The following is a 16,282-nucleotide window of genomic DNA, read 5'->3' on the forward strand; positions in this document are numbered from 1 at the left end:
CTTCCATTTCAACAAACAACGCTAATCTGTCATCCATTTGTTCCACTTTTAGTATTTTTACGTCTTCTAATCCTGGCATAATTATGTTATTATTCATTTGCACACGACTCCCTTTCTTTGACTTGTTTCTGTCAATTCAAGTATAAAAGGAAATTAGGAGTCGTGTGTCTCTTTTTTTTGAATCTTTTATTAACTTATAGAGCCACATTTATTATAGAGCCATCTTTTTCAAAACAAAATCAGGCTATCTCATCATAAATGAGATAGCCTGAAAACGTTGATATATCAATATTTTGATTAAGATTAACGCTTCGAGAACTGTGGCGCGCGACGTGCGCCTTTAAGACCGTATTTCTTACGTTCTTTCATACGTGGGTCACGTGTTAAGAAGCCAGCACGTTTTAATACCGCACGAAATTCTGGGTCAGCTTGTAGTAACGCACGAGCGATACCATGACGGATTGCTCCAGCTTGACCTGTATAACCGCCGCCTTTTACATTAACTAATACATCATAACGACCTACTGTTTCAGTTGCAACTAGTGGTTGTTTAATAACTTCACGTAATGCTGCGAATGGAATATAAGATTCAACATCACGATCATTGATAACAATTCGTCCATCACCAGGGACTAAGCGAACACGTGCAACAGAACTTTTACGACGTCCAGTTCCGTAATATTGTACTTTTGCCAAAATGATTTCCCTCCTCTATATTAACCGCGCAATTCTAAAGTTTCAGGTTGTTGTGCTTGATGTGGATGTTCAGGACCTGCATATACGTGCAATTTCTTGAACATTTGACGTCCTAAAGAATTCTTTGGAAGCATGCCTTTTACTGCAAGCTCAAGCATTCTGTCAGGATAGTTTGTCCGCATTTCATTAGCAGTTCTAACTTTTAAACCACCTGGGTACAAACTGTGGCGATAGTATTTTTTATCAGCTAATTTGTTTCCAGTTAATTCGATTTTTTCAGCATTAATAATAATCACATGATCTCCAGTGTCAACATGTGGAGTATATGTTGGTTTATGTTTTCCGCGTAAAATGGAAGCTACTTCACTAGCAAGACGTCCTAGTGTTTGACCAGCAGCATCAACAACGTACCATTTGCGTTCAATTTCTTGTGGCTTAGCCATATAAGTCGTACGCATGTTTCACCCTCCTAAATATGAATCAATTGTTTATATTCAACATAATAAGTTTCCGGGGCTTATCATGGAAAAAACAATGTACCATCTGATATCTTAACTTTTTTACACCTTAATGTCAAGGCAATGCATAGTTTTTTGTTTGATAAATTTATCCATTTACAAAAATTCATTCAACATGCAACTCTCTATCATTTCAACGCTCGAATTCAATAGAAAACTCGATATAAATAAAGCCCATGACCTGGTGCCGTCTTCCCTGCTTTTGTTCGATCTTTTGCTTCAATAATAGCTGGAATCTCTTCTGGTCTTCGTTTTCCTGCTCCAACTTCTAGTAATGTACCAACAATAATTCGTACCATATTATATAAAAAACCATTGCCTTTGATTTGAATAACTAACATGTCTCCATTTACAAGTATTGTTAAGTTTTCAATCATCCGAACGTGATCTTGAGCTTCCGACTTTGCTGAACAGAAACTTGTAAAATCATGTGTACCGAGGAAGAACTTCACTGCTTCCTTCATTGCATCAATTTTAAGTGAATACGGATACTGATAAACATAATTCCTTGTAAACGGGTCTCTATCTTTATTCAAAGATATATGGTAATGGTATTCTTTTCCCTTTGCTGAGAATCGAGCATGAAAATCTTCGTCTACCTGTTCGGATTGAAGTATGGAAATATCTGCTGGTAATAAAGCATTTAATGCCCGTTTCCACCTTTCCCCTTCCAACGATAATGGACTATCAAAATGAATGACTTGGCCTTTTGCATGAACTTGTGCATCTGTTCTTCCTGATGCAAATACTGGGACCCTTTTCCCTTTATGCATGTTCATCAAGACTTTTTCAACTTCACCTTGAACCGTCCGCTTATTTGGTTGCACTTGGTACCCTTCAAAATTCGTCCCGTCATACGCAATGATACACTTTATTCTTTTCATATCGAAAATCCTCAATCTTATACATAATAAAATCTTTCCTAATATTAACTTCTAAATAAAATTAATAGAACTGTAACAAGTAATAGGAGCAACATAACGATTGTATCAATCTTTCCCCACTTAAGTAGGCGATATTTTGTTCTACCCTCACCGCCACGGTAGCCTCTAGCCTCCATTGCTGTAGCTAACTCTTCGGCTCGTTTAAACGCATTGATAAATAGTGGAATTAATAATGGTACAACCGCACTCGCTCGTTCTTTTAAAGAGCCTTCAGAAAAATCTACACCACGTGCCATTTGTGCTTTCATAATCTTGTCGGTTTCATCCATTAACGTAGGAATAAAACGAAGGGCAATTGACATCATAAGTGCTAATTCGTGTACAGGGAATTTTACCTTTTTTAGAGGTTTCAATAAGCTCTCAATACCGTCCGTAATTTCAATTGGTGTCGTTGTTAACGTCAATAATGAAGTAACAAGAATGAGAAAGAAAAATCGTAACGAAATAAAAATCGCTTGTCTTAAACCATATTCATAAATTGTAATGAATCCGAGTTTAAATATTATATCCCCCTCTTTTGTAAAGAAAATATGCAAAAGAAAGGTGAATAGGATAATCCAAAATAAAAATTTTAGACCGTTAAATAAAAATTTAATCGGTATATTCGAACTTAATATTGCCAGGAGTGTAAATAGACCAAGAAGGCTATACGTAATTACATTATTTGCAAAGAACACAATAGCTATGAAAATGATAATGGTTAATAATTTTGCTCGGGAATCCATTTTATGTAATGGCGAATCGACAGGGATATAACGTCCAAAAATCATTTTCTCCATCATTTTTTATTCCCCCGCTCTATATAGGAAAAGATGTTCTCTGTCAATTCATCAATCGATAAACTTGGCTTACCTATTGTTTGTCCTAATTTCTCCTCTAATTTTAACTGAAACCTTACAGACTCAGGTACATCTAAACCTAGCTTTATTAGTTCAGTAGGTGATAAAAATATTTCCCTTGGCGTTCCCTTTTTATAAACAGTTCCTCGATGCATAATAACAATCGAGTCGGCATATTTTGATGCATCTTCCATACTATGGGTGACTAGAACAATTGAGATGCCTTGCTCTTTATATAAACGATAAAACATATCCATAATTTCGATCCGCCCACGAGGATCTAGTCCAGCTGTGGGTTCATCCAGTACAAGAATATCAGGCTGCATAGCTAGTACACCTGCAATCGCAACTCTGCGCATTTGGCCACCAGATAAATCAAATGGTGATTTATTCAATAATTCTTCAGATAAACCAACTAGTTTAATGGCTTCCTTCGCTCTTCGCTTTGCTGCATCCTCTGTCGCACCAAAATTTAAGGGACCAAAACAAATATCTCTTTCAACAGATTCCTCAAATAGTTGATGTTCGGGAAATTGAAACACAATTCCAACACGTTGTCTAATTGCTTTTAAGCCTTTTACTTTTTGTTCAGAAGTAATGGTCTTATCACCAATCTGAATTTCCCCTTCAGTAGGTCGCAATAATCCATTTAAATGCTGTAACAACGTAGACTTCCCAGAACCAGTATGACCAATTACAGCAGTGTAGCTATGAGAAGGCAAAGAAATATTAATATCATGAAGTGCTAATTTTTCAAATGGAGTGCCTTTTTGATACGTAAACCCTAAATTTCTTGTGTTAATCTCCATACATAATCCACCAACTTATCTTCTTGTAAAATTTCCTCAGGTACATGAAAGCCTTGTTCACGCATCCTTTTTATTAGTTTTTGTGTAAAAGGAATATCAAGACCAAGTTTCATTAGCTCTTCATCCATTAAAAATATATCACTTGGCGTCCCTTCTCTATAAACAGTTCCCCTATTCATTACGAGCAGCCGATCCGCCTTTACAGCCTCTTCTAAATCATGAGTAATCGAAATAATCGTTAGGTTGTTATTACTCTTTAATTCCCTAACTGTATCAAGTACTTCACTTCTTCCCCTCGGGTCTAGCATCGATGTGGCTTCATCTAGAATGATAATCTTTGGTCTAAGCGCTAATACACTTGCAATTGCAACCCGTTGTTTCTGTCCCCCAGATAGATGGTGTGGCTCTTGATCAAGAAATTCATTCATCTTTACTTTCTTTAATGAATCATGGACCCTTGCCACCATATCCTCCCGAGGAATACCATGATTTTCTAAACCAAAAGCTACATCATCTTGAACGGTCGTCCCTACAAATTGATTATCCGGATTTTGAAAAACCATCCCAACCATATCTCTTACATCCCAAACAGTCTCTTCAGCAATCTCTCTACCATCTACTGAAATGGAGCCAGCTTGCGGAAATATAAGGCCATTCATCAGTTTTGCAATTGTTGACTTCCCAGACCCGTTATGACCAACGATTGCCAACCATTCTCCCTCATATACGGAAAAATTTACATGGTCTAAAGCATATGGGGCACCTTTCTCATATTTGAAAGATACATCTTTAAATTGAACAATTTCTTTTACCATAACTTCACCTACTTACTACAGCCTATTCCACGCTTTAATTCATTAAAATCATTATAATTGAAAATTTAGAATGAAACCACCCTTTACATCTGAGAAAAGCGCTTTAAAATAAAAAAGCCTGCACCCTTCCCATGCAGTCATGTCATCTAATCAGTTTATTTTTTGAGAATAATCTCATTTACTTATATGCTAATAAGTATATACTTTATTGTTTCATAGAAAGGGTACTAGAGCTAGACAAAGGACTTTACCCTTATCGTAACACTCGCTTTTTTAAATAGACATTTGCAAATAACTTACATATAGACACTTGAAATTCGTTTTCTACCATCACACGAAAGTTACCTGACTATTGCGAATGGAAAAGTTTATAAAAAAAAGGGCAGGATTTATTACAATCCTTTTACTGCCCTCCTTTTCATTTGTTGTTTAAAAAGAGGATTCCTACATTTAAACAACTTCAATTAGTCAACAATTATTAGTCAACAAACTCGATAATTGCCATTGGTGCACCATCACCGCGACGTGGACCCACTTTAAGGATTCTAGTATATCCACCTTGACGTTCTTGATAGCGTGGAGCAATATCAGAGAATAATTTTTGTAGAGCATCTTTATTGGATTCTTCATCAGCAACTTCTTTACGAACGAAAGCAGCTGCTTGACGACGTGCATGAAGATCCCCACGTTTACCTAAAGTAACTAATTTTTCCACTACTGAGCGTAATTCTTTTGCACGAGTTTCAGTAGTTTCAATACGTTCATTGATAATAAGATCAGTAGCTAAGTCACGTAGCAAAGCTTTACGTTGATCACTAGTACGGCCTAATTTTCTGTAACCCAAGTTGTTTCCCTCCTTTTTGAAGTATCGTTCTTCCAACCTCAATTTATAACTTCATTAGTCGTCTTTACGTAACGATAAACCAAGTTCATCAAGTTTCGCTTTAACCTCTTCTAATGATTTACGTCCGAGGTTACGAACTTTCATCATATCTTCTTCAGTCTTATTAGCTAACTCTTGAACAGTGTTGATTCCAGCACGTTTTAAGCAGTTATAAGAACGAACAGAAAGGTCAAGTTCTTCTATTGTCATTTCTAGAACTTTTTCTTTTTGATCTTCTTCTTTCTCTACCATGATTTCTGCATTTACTGCTTCATCTGTTAAATCAACAAAAATATTAAGATGTTCCATTAAAATCTTTGCTGCTAGAGAAATAGCTTCTTTCGGCCCAATACTTCCATCTGTCCAAACTTCAAACATTAATTTATCATAATCCGCTGATTGACCAATACGTGTATTCTCAACATAATAGGAAACTCTTGAAACAGGAGTATAAATAGAGTCAATTGGAATCACACCAATAGGCTGGTCATCACGTTTATTTTCATCTGCAACGATGTAGCCACGACCACGTTTTGCAGTTAGTCGCATCCGTAATTTACCATTTGCAGCAAGTTCCGCAATATGTAAATCAGGATTTAAAATTTCAACATCACTATCATGATTAATATCAGCTGCTGTTACAACTCCTGCACCACTCATGTCGATTTCAAGCGTTTTTTCTTCATCGGAATAGATTTTTAACGCTAGTTTTTTAAGATTTAAGATGATTGTAGTTACATCCTCCACGACGCCTTCAATAGTTGAAAACTCATGCAGTACTCCATCTACTTGAATAGATGTGACAGCGGCACCAGGAAGTGAGGATAGCAGGATACGACGTAAGGAGTTACCCAAAGTTGTACCATATCCACGCTCAAGCGGCTCAACTACAAATTTTCCGTACTTGGCGTCATCGCTGATCTCAACTGTTTCTATTTTCGGTTTTTCAATTTCGATCATTCAAATTTACCCTCCTTCAAAACGTCGAAACCCCGGCTAGTTATACTCTACTAACCGAAATTCCCCCTGTAAAGTATTCCCGTTTGTGCACAACATTTTGGTTTTCTAATTTTTATACTTTTTTGTATCATATCCCATTATAGACGGGCGACACAATTTCTATACACAAAAAATTATACACGACGACGTTTTGGTGGACGGCAACCATTATGAGGTACTGGAGTTACATCTTTAATAGCTGTAACTTCAAGACCAGCTGCTTGCAATGCACGAATGGCAGCTTCACGGCCAGCACCAGGACCTTTAACATTAACTTCTAATGATCTCATTCCATGTTCCATTGAAGCTTTAGCTGCTGTTTCAGCTGCCATTTGAGCTGCGAATGGAGTGGATTTACGAGAACCTTTAAAGCCTAAAGCACCTGCACTAGACCAAGATACAGCATTACCATGAACATCAGTAATTGTTACGATTGTATTATTAAAAGTTGAACGAATATGAGCAACACCAGATTCTATATTCTTTTTCACACGGCGTTTACGAGTATTTGTTTTACGAGCCAATTTACAGAACCTCCCTTACTTATTATTTTTTCTTATTAGCAACTGTTTTACGAGGACCTTTTCTTGTCCGCGCATTGTTTTTCGTATTTTGACCACGAACTGGTAATCCACGGCGGTGACGTAGGCCACGGTAAGAACCAATTTCCATTAAGCGTTTAATGTTAAGAGATACTTCACGACGAAGATCACCTTCAACTTTTAGACGGTCAATGATATCACGGATTTTATTTAATTCATCTTCAGTTAAATCACGAACTCTAGTGTCTTCAGAAACACCAGCTTCTGCTAAGATTTTTTGAGCAGTTGGTCTGCCAATTCCAAAGATATATGTTAATGAGATCACGATACGTTTATCTCTAGGAATATCAACACCTGCAATACGTGCCATTACATAAGCACCTCCTTCTTATTATCCTTGTTTTTGTTTATGTTTCGGATTTTCGCAAATTACCATAACTTTCCCTTTTCTACGAATAACTTTACATTTTTCGCAAATAGGTTTTACGGATGGTCTCACTTTCATTTGCTTTCAAACCTCCTTAGCTTTACGGAGTTCATTACTTAAATCGATACGTAATTCTTCCTCTAGTCAAATCATAAGGCGATAGCTCAACAGTAACCTTATCCCCTGGTAAAATACGAATGAAATGCATACGGATTTTACCTGAAACATGTGCTAAAACTGTATGCCCGTTTTCTAACTCTACCTTAAACATTGCATTTGGTAATGTTTCAATAACAGTACCTTCGACTTCAATCACATCGTCTTTGGCCATATAATGCGTTCCCTCCTCATAAGCCAGGTGTTCTTAAATGAAAAGTATGGAGAGCAATCCGTAAGTTTCCATTTATTACCTGACCTGTTTGTAAAATACTCTTTTTTACTTCAGGGGAAACATAACTAAATAAATTGAGATGATTTACGTTTTTCTTCTTGGGACGATCAAACTATCGTATATCCCCATCAGCAATTAAGACTAATTTTCCACCAGTATATCCGATGATTACCTGCAAACAACACAGAATCTCGTCCTTTTTATTATGTGTATAATTCATTAGTTACGTATGACTGTACGCTCGTTTGAAAAATAACATTTTCATTGAAGAGCTACAACACACAGATTTAAATTATACAACGATTTACTGAACTTTTCACGAAAAAGTTCCTGTAAATAATGGTACTTAATAGAATCTCTCCCACTACTACAGTATCGGATTGCGTCTACTATTTTAAACTAGTAAGTAGAGAATCAATATCTTTGAAAACTTGATCAATTTCTTGAATACCATTTATTGTCTTTAATGCACCTTTTGCTGCATAAAAATCAAGTAAAGGATTCATTTGTTTTAAGTTTACATCTAGGCGATTTTGAACGGTCTCTGCATTATCATCCGCACGTTGATATAATTCACCGCCACATTTATCACAAGTATTTTCCACAGTTGGGGGATTAAAAACTAAATGATAAGTTGCTCCACATGATTTACAAATACGACGTCCAGTTAATCTTTCTAACAATATCTCTTTATCTACATCAATATTAATGCAGAAATCAAGTTTATTATCTAAATCACTTAAAATTTGATCAAGGCCTTCTGCTTGTTGAACTGTACGCGGAAACCCATCTAATAGAAATCCCTTTTTACAGTCATCTTTTGCAAGACGTTCTCTCACAATTCCGATTGTCACTTCATCAGGTACTAGTTCACCTTTATCCATATAGGACTTAGCCTGTAATCCTAGAGCTGTTTCATCTTTAATTGCTTGACGAAACATATCTCCAGTTGAAATATGAGGGATTTGATACTTTTGAACAATTCTTTCTGCCTGAGTTCCCTTTCCAGCTCCTGGTAAACCCATTAAAATTAAATTCACAATAATTCCCCCTATTACACAAGGATTGTAGGAACCCCGATGATTGGATGTTCCTAAACCCTTCTATTTTAAAAATCCTCGATAATGACGTTTTACAAGTTGAGCCTCTAGTTGTTTCATCGTCTCAAGAGCAACACCGATAACGATTAACAAACTCGTACCACCAATTTTAACACTGGCTGGTAAATTAGCAATATTCGTAAAAAACACAGGTAATATCGCAACTATTGCTAAAAATATTGATCCAACAAAAGTTAGTCGATATAGTACTCCAGTAAAGTACTCTTGCGTTTGTTTACCTGGTCTACGTCCCGGTACATAAGCACCTTGTTTTTTAAGATTATCCGCTAATTGTTCAGGGTTAACTTGTATGAACGCATAAAAGTAAGTAAATGCGATGATTAAAGCAATATACAAGATCATTCCAAAGGGGTGGGAATAATCGAACCATTCAGTAATCCATCTTGTTACGCTACTATCTCCAAAGAACGATGCAAGTGTAGGCGGTGTAATTAAGAAAGATACTGCAAAGATAATAGGAATAACACCTGCAGCATTCACTTTTAAAGGAATGTGCGAAGAATTTCCACCTACTGTATTGTGTCCAGCGGTTCTTTTTGCGTACTGAATAGGAATTCTCCGATCAGCTTGTTGAATAAAGATTACACCAACAACAATAGCCAAAATTAGTAATACTAATAGAATCGCAATAAGAATCCGGATAAATAGTTGTTCACCAGCATTTTCAAATTGTGAAGCATATATTTGGTTAATCATTGATGGAAAACCTGCAACAATCCCAGCAAAAATGATAATTGAAATTCCATTACCGACACCTTTAGCAGTAATTAATTCACCTAGCCATAGTAGAAATGCAGTTCCAGTTGTTAGAACTAAAGCAATCATTAAGTGATTAGCAAAAGAATTATTTTGAATTAACATTCCACCAGCATATGCATTGAATCCATATGACATCCCGAATGCTTGAATAAAGCCTAAAATAATTGTTGCATATCGAGTGATTTGAGCAATTTTCTTTCGACCAACTTCGCCTTGTTTTGACCACTCAGTTAATTTCGGTACAACATCCATTTGCAGTAATTGCATGATAATGGATGCGGTAATGTATGGCATAATACCCATTGCAAGGATGGAAAAGTTCTTAAGAGCTCCACCACCGAATATATTTAAAACACCAAAGGCATTCGCTTCATGATCAAACTTTAACACGTCTGCGTTAACACCAGGCACTGGGACAAATGTGCCAATCCTGAAAATGATTAACATTAGAAGGGTAAAGATGATCTTGTTTCTAATATCTCGCACACGCATAAAATTGGAGAATGTACGGAACATCAAACCACCTCGGTTTTGCCACCTGCAGCTTCAATTGCTTCTTTTGCAGCAGCAGAAAATTTATGAGCCTTAACTGTAAGTTTCTTCTCAATTGTTCCGTTTGCTAAAATCTTAATCCCTGCTTTTTGTTTACTTACAATACCAGTTTCAAGTAATAGTTCTGGTGTTACTTCAGTTCCATCTTCAAAACGATTTAAGGCATCTAAGTTTACAACTGCATATTCTTTACGGTTTATATTTGTAAATCCACGTTTTGGTAAACGTTGGAATAAAGGCATTTGTCCACCTTCGAATCCAGGACGTACACCGCCACCAGAACGGGAATTTTGACCTTTTTGGCCTCGTGTACTTGTTTTACCGTGACCACTACCAGTTCCACGTCCAACACGTTTACGATCTTTACGAGCACCTTCATTTAATTGTAACTCATGAAGTTTCATTTTTAGGCACCTCCTTTAGATAAAAGATTAAATTATTGTTCTTTCACCGTTACTAAATGTGATACTTTGTTAATCATACCACGAATAGCTGGATTATCTTCTTTAACGACTGTTTGATGCATTTTTCTTAAACCTAATGCTTTAACAGTATCCCTTTGATCTTGTGGACGACCAATTAAACTACGGGTGAGGGTAATTTCAATATTTTTTGCCATGTTATTTCCCTCCTTATCCTAGCAATTCTTCTACTGATTTATTACGTAAACGGGCTACATCTTCAGCACGTTTTAATTGTTTAATACCATCCATAGTCGCTCTAACCATATTGATTGGTGTATTAGAACCTAAAGACTTAGTTAAAATATCACTAATACCAGCAAGTTCTAGTACCGCACGAACAGGTCCACCAGAGATAACTCCAGTACCTTCATGCGCAGGTTTTAAAAGTACATGGCCAGCTCCAAAGCGACCATTTACTTCATGTGGAATTGTTGTACCTACACGAGGAACTTCAATAAGATTTTTCTTTGCATCTTCAACTGCTTTACGAATTGCATCAGGAACTTCTTGAGCTTTCCCAGTTCCAAAACCTACATGACCGTTTTTATCACCAACAACTACTAGTGCTGTAAAACGGAAACGACGACCACCTTTAACAACTTTCGCAACACGGTTAACAGTAACCACGCGCTCTTCAAGTTCTAATTTTGATGGGTCAATACGACGCATATACTTTCCCTCCTTTTTTATTAAAATTCAAGTCCTGCTTCACGAGCAGCGTCTGCTAATGCTTGAATCCGACCGTGATATAAGTATCCACTACGATCAAAAACAACCGATTTATAACCTTTTTCTACCGCACGTTTAGCTACTAATTCACCGACTTTTGCAGCAGCATCGATATTGCTTGCGGATTCAACATTAATTTCTTTATCTAGAGTAGATGCACTTGCTAAAGTAACACCATTCATATCATCAATTAATTGTGCATAAATATGTTTGTTTGAACGGTAGACAGAGAGTCTTGGACGTTCAGGAGTACCAGATATTTTAGCACGTACGCGCGCATGTCTTTTTCTGCGAATCGCATTTTTATCAGGTTTTGTAATCATACTTGTCACTCCTTTCTACAACTGTTTAACCTTACTTACCAGTCTTACCTTCCTTACGACGGACATATTCACCTTCATAACGAATCCCTTTACCTTTATATGGTTCAGGCGGACGTACGTCTCTAATGTTAGCTGCTAAAGCACCAACTTGTTCTTTGCTAATCCCTTTAACAACGATTTTTGTATTAGATGGTACATCGATTTCAATACCACTTTCTGGAATGATTTCAACAGGATGAGAGTACCCAACATTCAATACAAGTTTGTTACCTTGTTTTTGCGCACGGTAACCAACCCCAATTAGTTCAAGGGATTTCTCAAAACCTTTTGAAACACCTTCTACCATGTTAGAAAGTAAAGCTCGTGTAGTACCGTGAATCGTCCGATGTTCTTTAGAATCAGATGGACGAGTGACAGTTAATACGTTATCTTCAACTGAAATTGTTAATTCTTTATTGAATTTTCTTGTCAATTCACCTTTAGGACCCTTTACAGTTACGTTATTATCGTTAATTGTTACTGTAACACCAGCAGGAATCTCGATAGGTTTTTTACCAATACGTGACATTATTTTGCACCTCCATTCTTATCAAAATTACCAAACGTATGCTAATACTTCTCCACCGACTTTACGTGCACGTGCTTCTTTATCAGTAACAACGCCTGTAGAAGTAGAGATAATTGCAATTCCTAGACCGTTCAATACTTTAGGTACTTCATCAGCTTTAGCATATACACGTAGACCAGGTTTGCTAATTCGTTTTAATCCAGTAATTACACGTTCATTATTCGGGCCGTATTTAAGGAAAATGCGGATGATCCCTTGTTTGTTGTCTTCAATATATTCAACATCACGAATGAAACCTTCACGTTTTAGGATTTCAACAATATCCTTTTTAATTTTAGAAGATGCTACTTCTAAACTTTCGTGACGTACCATATTCGCATTACGAATACGAGTTAATAAATCTGCAATTGGATCTGTCATAACCATACTTTTTACCTCCTTCCCTAAATTGGGATTTTACCAACTTGCTTTTTTAACACCAGGAATTTGACCTTTATAAGCTAATTCTCTGAAACAAATACGGCATAATTTAAATTTACGATATACAGAATGCGGGCGACCACAACGTTCACAACGTGTATATTCTTGGACTTTAAATTTTGGTTGGCGTTTTTGTTTCGCAATCATTGATTTTTTAGCCACGATTTAGCCTCCTTTACTGATTACTTTTTAAACGGCATACCTAATTGAGTTAATAGTTCACGAGACTCTTCGTCAGTATTTGCAGTTGTTACAATAACAATATCCATACCGCGTACTTTGGAAACTTTATCGTAATCAATTTCAGGGAAAATCAATTGCTCTTTAATACCTAAAGTGTAGTTACCGCGACCATCAAATGCATTTTTTGAGATACCACGGAAGTCACGTACACGAGGTAAAGATACAGATACTAATTTATCAAGGAAATCATACATCCGTTCACCACGTAATGTAACTTTTGCACCGATAGGCATTCCTTCACGAAGACGGAATCCAGCGATTGAATTTTTCGCTCTTGTAACAACAGGTTTTTGACCTGTAATTAAAGTTAATTCTTCAACAGCATTATCTAACGCTTTAGAGTTTTGAACTGCATCACCTACACCCATATTGACTACGATCTTATCAAGTTTAGGCACTTGCATGACAGATTTATAGTTAAATTTACTCATTAAACTTGGAACAATTTCATTTACATATTTTTCTTTTAGGCGGTTCATCATGTGTACCTCCTTTCTTCAACACGAATTATTTATCTAATACCGCACCTGATTTTTTTGCAATACGTACTTTTTTACCATCTATTACTTGATATCCAACACGAGTTGGTTTACCTGATTTCGGATCAATTGGCATCACATTTGAAACATGAATGGCTGCTTCCATTGTAATAATTCCACCTTGTGGATTATCTTGAGAAGGTTTAGCGTGTTTCTTTATAATATTGACACCTTCAACGATTACTCGGTCTTTTTTAGGATAAGCAGCTAGTACAATCCCTGTTTTCCCTTTGTCTTTACCGGAAATAACCATTACTTTGTCACCTTTTTTTACATGCATAATTCGCACCTCCTTAAAAGGCAATACTATTTTATTAAAGAACTTCTGGAGCTAGTGAGACAATCTTCATGAAGTTGTTATCACGAAGTTCACGGGCAACAGGTCCGAAGATACGTGTACCACGAGGACTCTTGTCATCACGGATTATTACACAAGCATTTTCGTCAAAACGGATATATGAACCATCTGTACGACGAACACCACGTTTTGTACGAACTACAACAGCTTTTACGACGTCACCTTTTTTAACAACGCCCCCTGGTGTTGCTTGTTTAACAGTTGCAACAATCACATCACCAATATTTGCGTATTTACGTCCAGATCCACCTAATACTTTAATTGCTAACACTTCACGTGCACCAGAGTTATCAGCAACTTTTAAACGTGATTCTTGTTGAATCATAGTGAAACCTCCCTTCAGAAACCTAACGATCTATATCAATTAAATAATAACAGCTTTTTCAACGACTTTAACTAAACGGAAACGTTTTGTAGCAGATAGTGGGCGAGTTTCCATGATTTGTACGATATCGCCAATTTTCGCTGTGTTTAGCTCATCATGAGCTTTAAATTTTTTCGAATATTTTACGCGTTTACCATAAAGAGGATGTTTTTTATATGTTTCAACTAAAACAGTAATGGTTTTATCCATTTTATCTGAAACAACACGCCCTGTATAAACTTTACGTTGGTTGCGTTCGCTCATTACCTTACCTCCTCTCGAACATTAGTTATTAATACCAATCTCTCTTTCACGAACTACAGTTTTCATACGAGCAATCGATTTACGAACTTCGCGAATACGAGCAGTATTTTCAAGTTGACCAGTAGCCAATTGGAATCGCAAATTAAATAGTTCTTCTTTCAACGATTTTACTTTTTGTTCAATTTCGGCAGTGGTTAAATCACGGATTTCTTTAGCTTTCATTTACTTCACCACCAATTTCTTCTCTTTTTACAAACTTACATTTAATAGGAAGTTTATGTGCTGCAAGGCGTAACGCTTCACGTGCAACTTCTTCAGGTACACCTGCTATTTCAAATAAGATTTTCCCTGGTTTAACAACAGCAACCCAGCCTTCAGGAGCCCCTTTACCAGAACCCATCCGTACTTCTAATGGTTTAGCAGTATATGGCTTATGTGGGAAAATTTTAATCCAAACTTTACCGCCACGTTTCATATAACGAGTCATAGCAATACGTGCTGCTTCGATTTGACGGTTTGTAATCCAAGAAGCTTCTTGAGCTTGTAAACCGTATTCTCCAAAACTTACTTCTGTACCGCCTTTTGCACGTCCACGCATTTTTCCACGATGTTCACGACGGTATTTAACACGTTTAGGTAATAACATATTATTTTCCTCCTTCCTCAGCGTTTTTCTTTGTAGGAAGAACTTCACCACGATAGATCCAAACTTTTACGCCAAGTTTTCCGTAAGTTGTATCAGCTTCTGCATGTGCGTAATCAATATCAGCACGTAGAGTATGAAGTGGTACAGTACCTTCGCTGTAATGTTCAGAACGAGCAATATCAGCGCCACCAAGACGACCAGATACCATTGTTCGAATTCCTTTTGCACCTGCACGCATAGTTCTTTGAATGGCTTGTTTTTGGGCACGACGGAATGATACACGGTTCTCTAATTGACGTGCAATATTTTCAGCAACTAATTTTGCATCGAGATCAGCTTTTTTAATTTCCACAATATTAATATGAACTTTTTTCCCTGTTAAAGCATTTAGAGCTTTACGTAATGCTTCAACTTCAGAACCACCTTTACCGATAACCATACCTGGCTTTGCAGTATGAACAGTGATATTAACACGATTAGCGGCACGTTCAATTTCTACACCAGATACAGCAGCATCTTTTAGGCGATTAGCGATATATTCACGAACTTTAATGTCTTCATGTAAAAGATCTGCATAGTCTTTATCAGCGTACCATTTAGATTCCCAATCACGGATAATCCCGACACGCATACCTATAGGATTAACTTTTTGACCCACTCATTATCCCTCCTTTTTTTCTGTAAGCACGATTGTAATGTGGCTTGTACGTTTATTTATTTGAGATGCACGGCCTTGAGCACGCGGACGGAACCGTTTCAATGTTGGTCCTTCATCAACAAATGCTTTAGATACAACTAAATTATTTACATCCATTTCGTAGTTATGTTCTGCATTAGCAATTGCAGAGTTTAACACTTTCTCTACGATTGGTGATGCACCTTTAGGTGTGAATTTTAAAATAGAAATTGCTTCACCTACTTGCTTTCCTCGAATTAAATCAACGACTAAGCGAGCTTTACGAGGAGCAATACGAACTGTTCTTGCAACAGCTTTTGCTTCCATGGGTTT

Annotated in this window: 29 protein-coding genes; all 29 read right to left on the bottom strand. The window is 36.8% G+C overall.

Going from position 1 to position 16,282, the window contains the following annotated elements:
• Window positions 1-303: 303 nt before the first annotated feature.
• The 29 genes from rpsI to rplV all read right to left on the bottom strand — a co-directional run bounded on the left by rpsI (window position 304) and on the right by rplV (window position 16,276).
• Window positions 304-696: a 30S ribosomal protein S9 gene (rpsI, locus tag BN2144_RS05240; protein ID WP_033827258.1), complete on the bottom strand. Its 393-nt coding sequence runs from the start codon at window positions 694-696 to the stop codon at window positions 304-306.
• 20 nt (window positions 697-716) lie between these two features.
• Window positions 717-1,154, bottom strand: a complete 438-nt coding sequence (gene rplM / locus BN2144_RS05245; RefSeq protein ID WP_033827259.1) for a 50S ribosomal protein L13 — start codon at window positions 1,152-1,154, stop codon at window positions 717-719.
• Window positions 1,155-1,360: 206 nt separating this feature from the next.
• Window positions 1,361-2,098, bottom strand: coding sequence for a tRNA pseudouridine(38-40) synthase TruA (truA, locus tag BN2144_RS05250; RefSeq protein ID WP_033827260.1), 738 nt, complete (start codon window positions 2,096-2,098; stop codon window positions 1,361-1,363).
• A gap of 44 nt (window positions 2,099-2,142) precedes the next feature.
• Window positions 2,143-2,940: an energy-coupling factor transporter transmembrane component T family protein gene (locus tag BN2144_RS05255; protein WP_033827261.1), complete on the bottom strand. Its 798-nt coding sequence runs from the start codon at window positions 2,938-2,940 to the stop codon at window positions 2,143-2,145.
• Window positions 2,937-3,806 (bottom strand): energy-coupling factor ABC transporter ATP-binding protein, encoded by an 870-nt coding sequence (locus tag BN2144_RS05260; RefSeq protein WP_033827262.1) that lies wholly within the window; start codon window positions 3,804-3,806, stop codon window positions 2,937-2,939. The genes BN2144_RS05255 and BN2144_RS05260 overlap by 4 nt, the downstream gene beginning before the upstream one ends.
• Complete coding sequence (locus BN2144_RS05265) at window positions 3,782-4,621, bottom strand: energy-coupling factor ABC transporter ATP-binding protein (protein ID WP_033827263.1); 840 nt, start codon at window positions 4,619-4,621, stop codon at window positions 3,782-3,784. Before BN2144_RS05265 ends, BN2144_RS05260 begins: the two co-directional genes overlap by 25 nt.
• Window positions 4,622-5,099: 478 nt before the next feature.
• Window positions 5,100-5,465 carry a 50S ribosomal protein L17 gene (gene rplQ / locus BN2144_RS05270; RefSeq protein ID WP_033827264.1) on the bottom strand — a complete coding sequence of 122 codons (366 nt, stop codon included), beginning with the start codon at window positions 5,463-5,465 and terminating at the stop codon, window positions 5,100-5,102.
• A 54-nt stretch (window positions 5,466-5,519) separates the two neighbouring features.
• A complete protein-coding gene (locus BN2144_RS05275; RefSeq protein WP_033827265.1) occupies window positions 5,520-6,464 on the bottom strand; it encodes a DNA-directed RNA polymerase subunit alpha in 945 nt (314 codons plus the stop codon).
• A 173-nt stretch (window positions 6,465-6,637) separates the two neighbouring features.
• Window positions 6,638-7,027 (bottom strand): 30S ribosomal protein S11, encoded by a 390-nt coding sequence (rpsK, locus tag BN2144_RS05280; protein ID WP_033827266.1) that lies wholly within the window; start codon window positions 7,025-7,027, stop codon window positions 6,638-6,640.
• Between the two features lie 22 nt (window positions 7,028-7,049).
• Entirely contained in the window at window positions 7,050-7,415 is a 366-nt protein-coding gene (gene rpsM / locus BN2144_RS05285) for a 30S ribosomal protein S13 (protein WP_033827267.1), read from the bottom strand.
• Between the two features lie 21 nt (window positions 7,416-7,436).
• Window positions 7,437-7,550, bottom strand: a complete 114-nt coding sequence (gene rpmJ, locus BN2144_RS05290) for a 50S ribosomal protein L36 (RefSeq protein WP_003156543.1) — start codon at window positions 7,548-7,550, stop codon at window positions 7,437-7,439.
• Between the two features lie 34 nt (window positions 7,551-7,584).
• Window positions 7,585-7,803: a translation initiation factor IF-1 gene (gene infA / locus BN2144_RS05295; protein WP_010191517.1), complete on the bottom strand. Its 219-nt coding sequence runs from the start codon at window positions 7,801-7,803 to the stop codon at window positions 7,585-7,587.
• 449 nt (window positions 7,804-8,252) lie between these two features.
• Window positions 8,253-8,903, bottom strand: a complete 651-nt coding sequence (locus BN2144_RS05300; RefSeq protein ID WP_033827268.1) for an adenylate kinase — start codon at window positions 8,901-8,903, stop codon at window positions 8,253-8,255.
• A gap of 63 nt (window positions 8,904-8,966) precedes the next feature.
• The gene (gene secY / locus BN2144_RS05305; protein ID WP_033827269.1) at window positions 8,967-10,259 is read right to left on the bottom strand and encodes a preprotein translocase subunit SecY; all 1,293 of its coding nucleotides are present in this window, start codon (window positions 10,257-10,259) and stop codon (window positions 8,967-8,969) included.
• Window positions 10,259-10,699 carry a 50S ribosomal protein L15 gene (gene rplO, locus BN2144_RS05310; RefSeq protein ID WP_033827270.1) on the bottom strand — a complete coding sequence of 147 codons (441 nt, stop codon included), beginning with the start codon at window positions 10,697-10,699 and terminating at the stop codon, window positions 10,259-10,261. Before rplO ends, secY begins: the two co-directional genes overlap by 1 nt.
• A gap of 32 nt (window positions 10,700-10,731) precedes the next feature.
• On the bottom strand, window positions 10,732-10,914 hold the full coding sequence (gene rpmD / locus BN2144_RS05315) for a 50S ribosomal protein L30 (RefSeq protein WP_033827271.1): 183 nt from the start codon (window positions 10,912-10,914) through the stop codon (window positions 10,732-10,734).
• Between the two features lie 13 nt (window positions 10,915-10,927).
• Window positions 10,928-11,428, bottom strand: coding sequence for a 30S ribosomal protein S5 (gene rpsE / locus BN2144_RS05320; RefSeq protein WP_033827272.1), 501 nt, complete (start codon window positions 11,426-11,428; stop codon window positions 10,928-10,930).
• A gap of 20 nt (window positions 11,429-11,448) precedes the next feature.
• On the bottom strand, window positions 11,449-11,811 hold the full coding sequence (rplR, locus tag BN2144_RS05325) for a 50S ribosomal protein L18 (RefSeq protein WP_033827273.1): 363 nt from the start codon (window positions 11,809-11,811) through the stop codon (window positions 11,449-11,451).
• 31 nt (window positions 11,812-11,842) lie between these two features.
• On the bottom strand, window positions 11,843-12,379 hold the full coding sequence (rplF, locus tag BN2144_RS05330) for a 50S ribosomal protein L6 (protein WP_033827274.1): 537 nt from the start codon (window positions 12,377-12,379) through the stop codon (window positions 11,843-11,845).
• A 27-nt stretch (window positions 12,380-12,406) separates the two neighbouring features.
• Complete coding sequence (gene rpsH / locus BN2144_RS05335; protein ID WP_033827275.1) at window positions 12,407-12,805, bottom strand: 30S ribosomal protein S8; 399 nt, start codon at window positions 12,803-12,805, stop codon at window positions 12,407-12,409.
• Between the two features lie 30 nt (window positions 12,806-12,835).
• Window positions 12,836-13,021 (bottom strand): 30S ribosomal protein S14, encoded by a 186-nt coding sequence (gene rpsN, locus BN2144_RS05340; RefSeq protein WP_033827276.1) that lies wholly within the window; start codon window positions 13,019-13,021, stop codon window positions 12,836-12,838.
• Window positions 13,022-13,041: 20 nt separating this feature from the next.
• Window positions 13,042-13,581 (bottom strand): 50S ribosomal protein L5, encoded by a 540-nt coding sequence (gene rplE, locus BN2144_RS05345; protein ID WP_033827277.1) that lies wholly within the window; start codon window positions 13,579-13,581, stop codon window positions 13,042-13,044.
• Between the two features lie 28 nt (window positions 13,582-13,609).
• Complete coding sequence (gene rplX / locus BN2144_RS05350; protein WP_033827278.1) at window positions 13,610-13,921, bottom strand: 50S ribosomal protein L24; 312 nt, start codon at window positions 13,919-13,921, stop codon at window positions 13,610-13,612.
• A gap of 34 nt (window positions 13,922-13,955) precedes the next feature.
• Window positions 13,956-14,324, bottom strand: coding sequence for a 50S ribosomal protein L14 (gene rplN, locus BN2144_RS05355; protein WP_033827279.1), 369 nt, complete (start codon window positions 14,322-14,324; stop codon window positions 13,956-13,958).
• A 39-nt stretch (window positions 14,325-14,363) separates the two neighbouring features.
• Window positions 14,364-14,627, bottom strand: coding sequence for a 30S ribosomal protein S17 (rpsQ, locus tag BN2144_RS05360; protein ID WP_033827280.1), 264 nt, complete (start codon window positions 14,625-14,627; stop codon window positions 14,364-14,366).
• 21 nt (window positions 14,628-14,648) lie between these two features.
• Entirely contained in the window at window positions 14,649-14,849 is a 201-nt protein-coding gene (rpmC, locus tag BN2144_RS05365; RefSeq protein ID WP_033827281.1) for a 50S ribosomal protein L29, read from the bottom strand.
• Window positions 14,839-15,273, bottom strand: a complete 435-nt coding sequence (gene rplP / locus BN2144_RS05370) for a 50S ribosomal protein L16 (protein WP_033827282.1) — start codon at window positions 15,271-15,273, stop codon at window positions 14,839-14,841. The genes rpmC and rplP overlap by 11 nt, the downstream gene beginning before the upstream one ends.
• Window position 15,274: 1 nt before the next feature.
• The gene (gene rpsC / locus BN2144_RS05375) at window positions 15,275-15,931 is read right to left on the bottom strand and encodes a 30S ribosomal protein S3 (protein WP_033827283.1); all 657 of its coding nucleotides are present in this window, start codon (window positions 15,929-15,931) and stop codon (window positions 15,275-15,277) included.
• Between the two features lie 3 nt (window positions 15,932-15,934).
• Window positions 15,935-16,276, bottom strand: a complete 342-nt coding sequence (gene rplV / locus BN2144_RS05380; RefSeq protein WP_033827284.1) for a 50S ribosomal protein L22 — start codon at window positions 16,274-16,276, stop codon at window positions 15,935-15,937.
• Between the last annotated feature and the right edge of the window lie 6 nt (window positions 16,277-16,282).

It is taken from the genome of Bacillus andreraoultii, from assembly GCF_001244735.1.
In the GTDB taxonomy this organism is placed as follows: domain Bacteria; phylum Bacillota; class Bacilli; order Bacillales; family Caldibacillaceae; genus Caldifermentibacillus; species Caldifermentibacillus andreraoultii.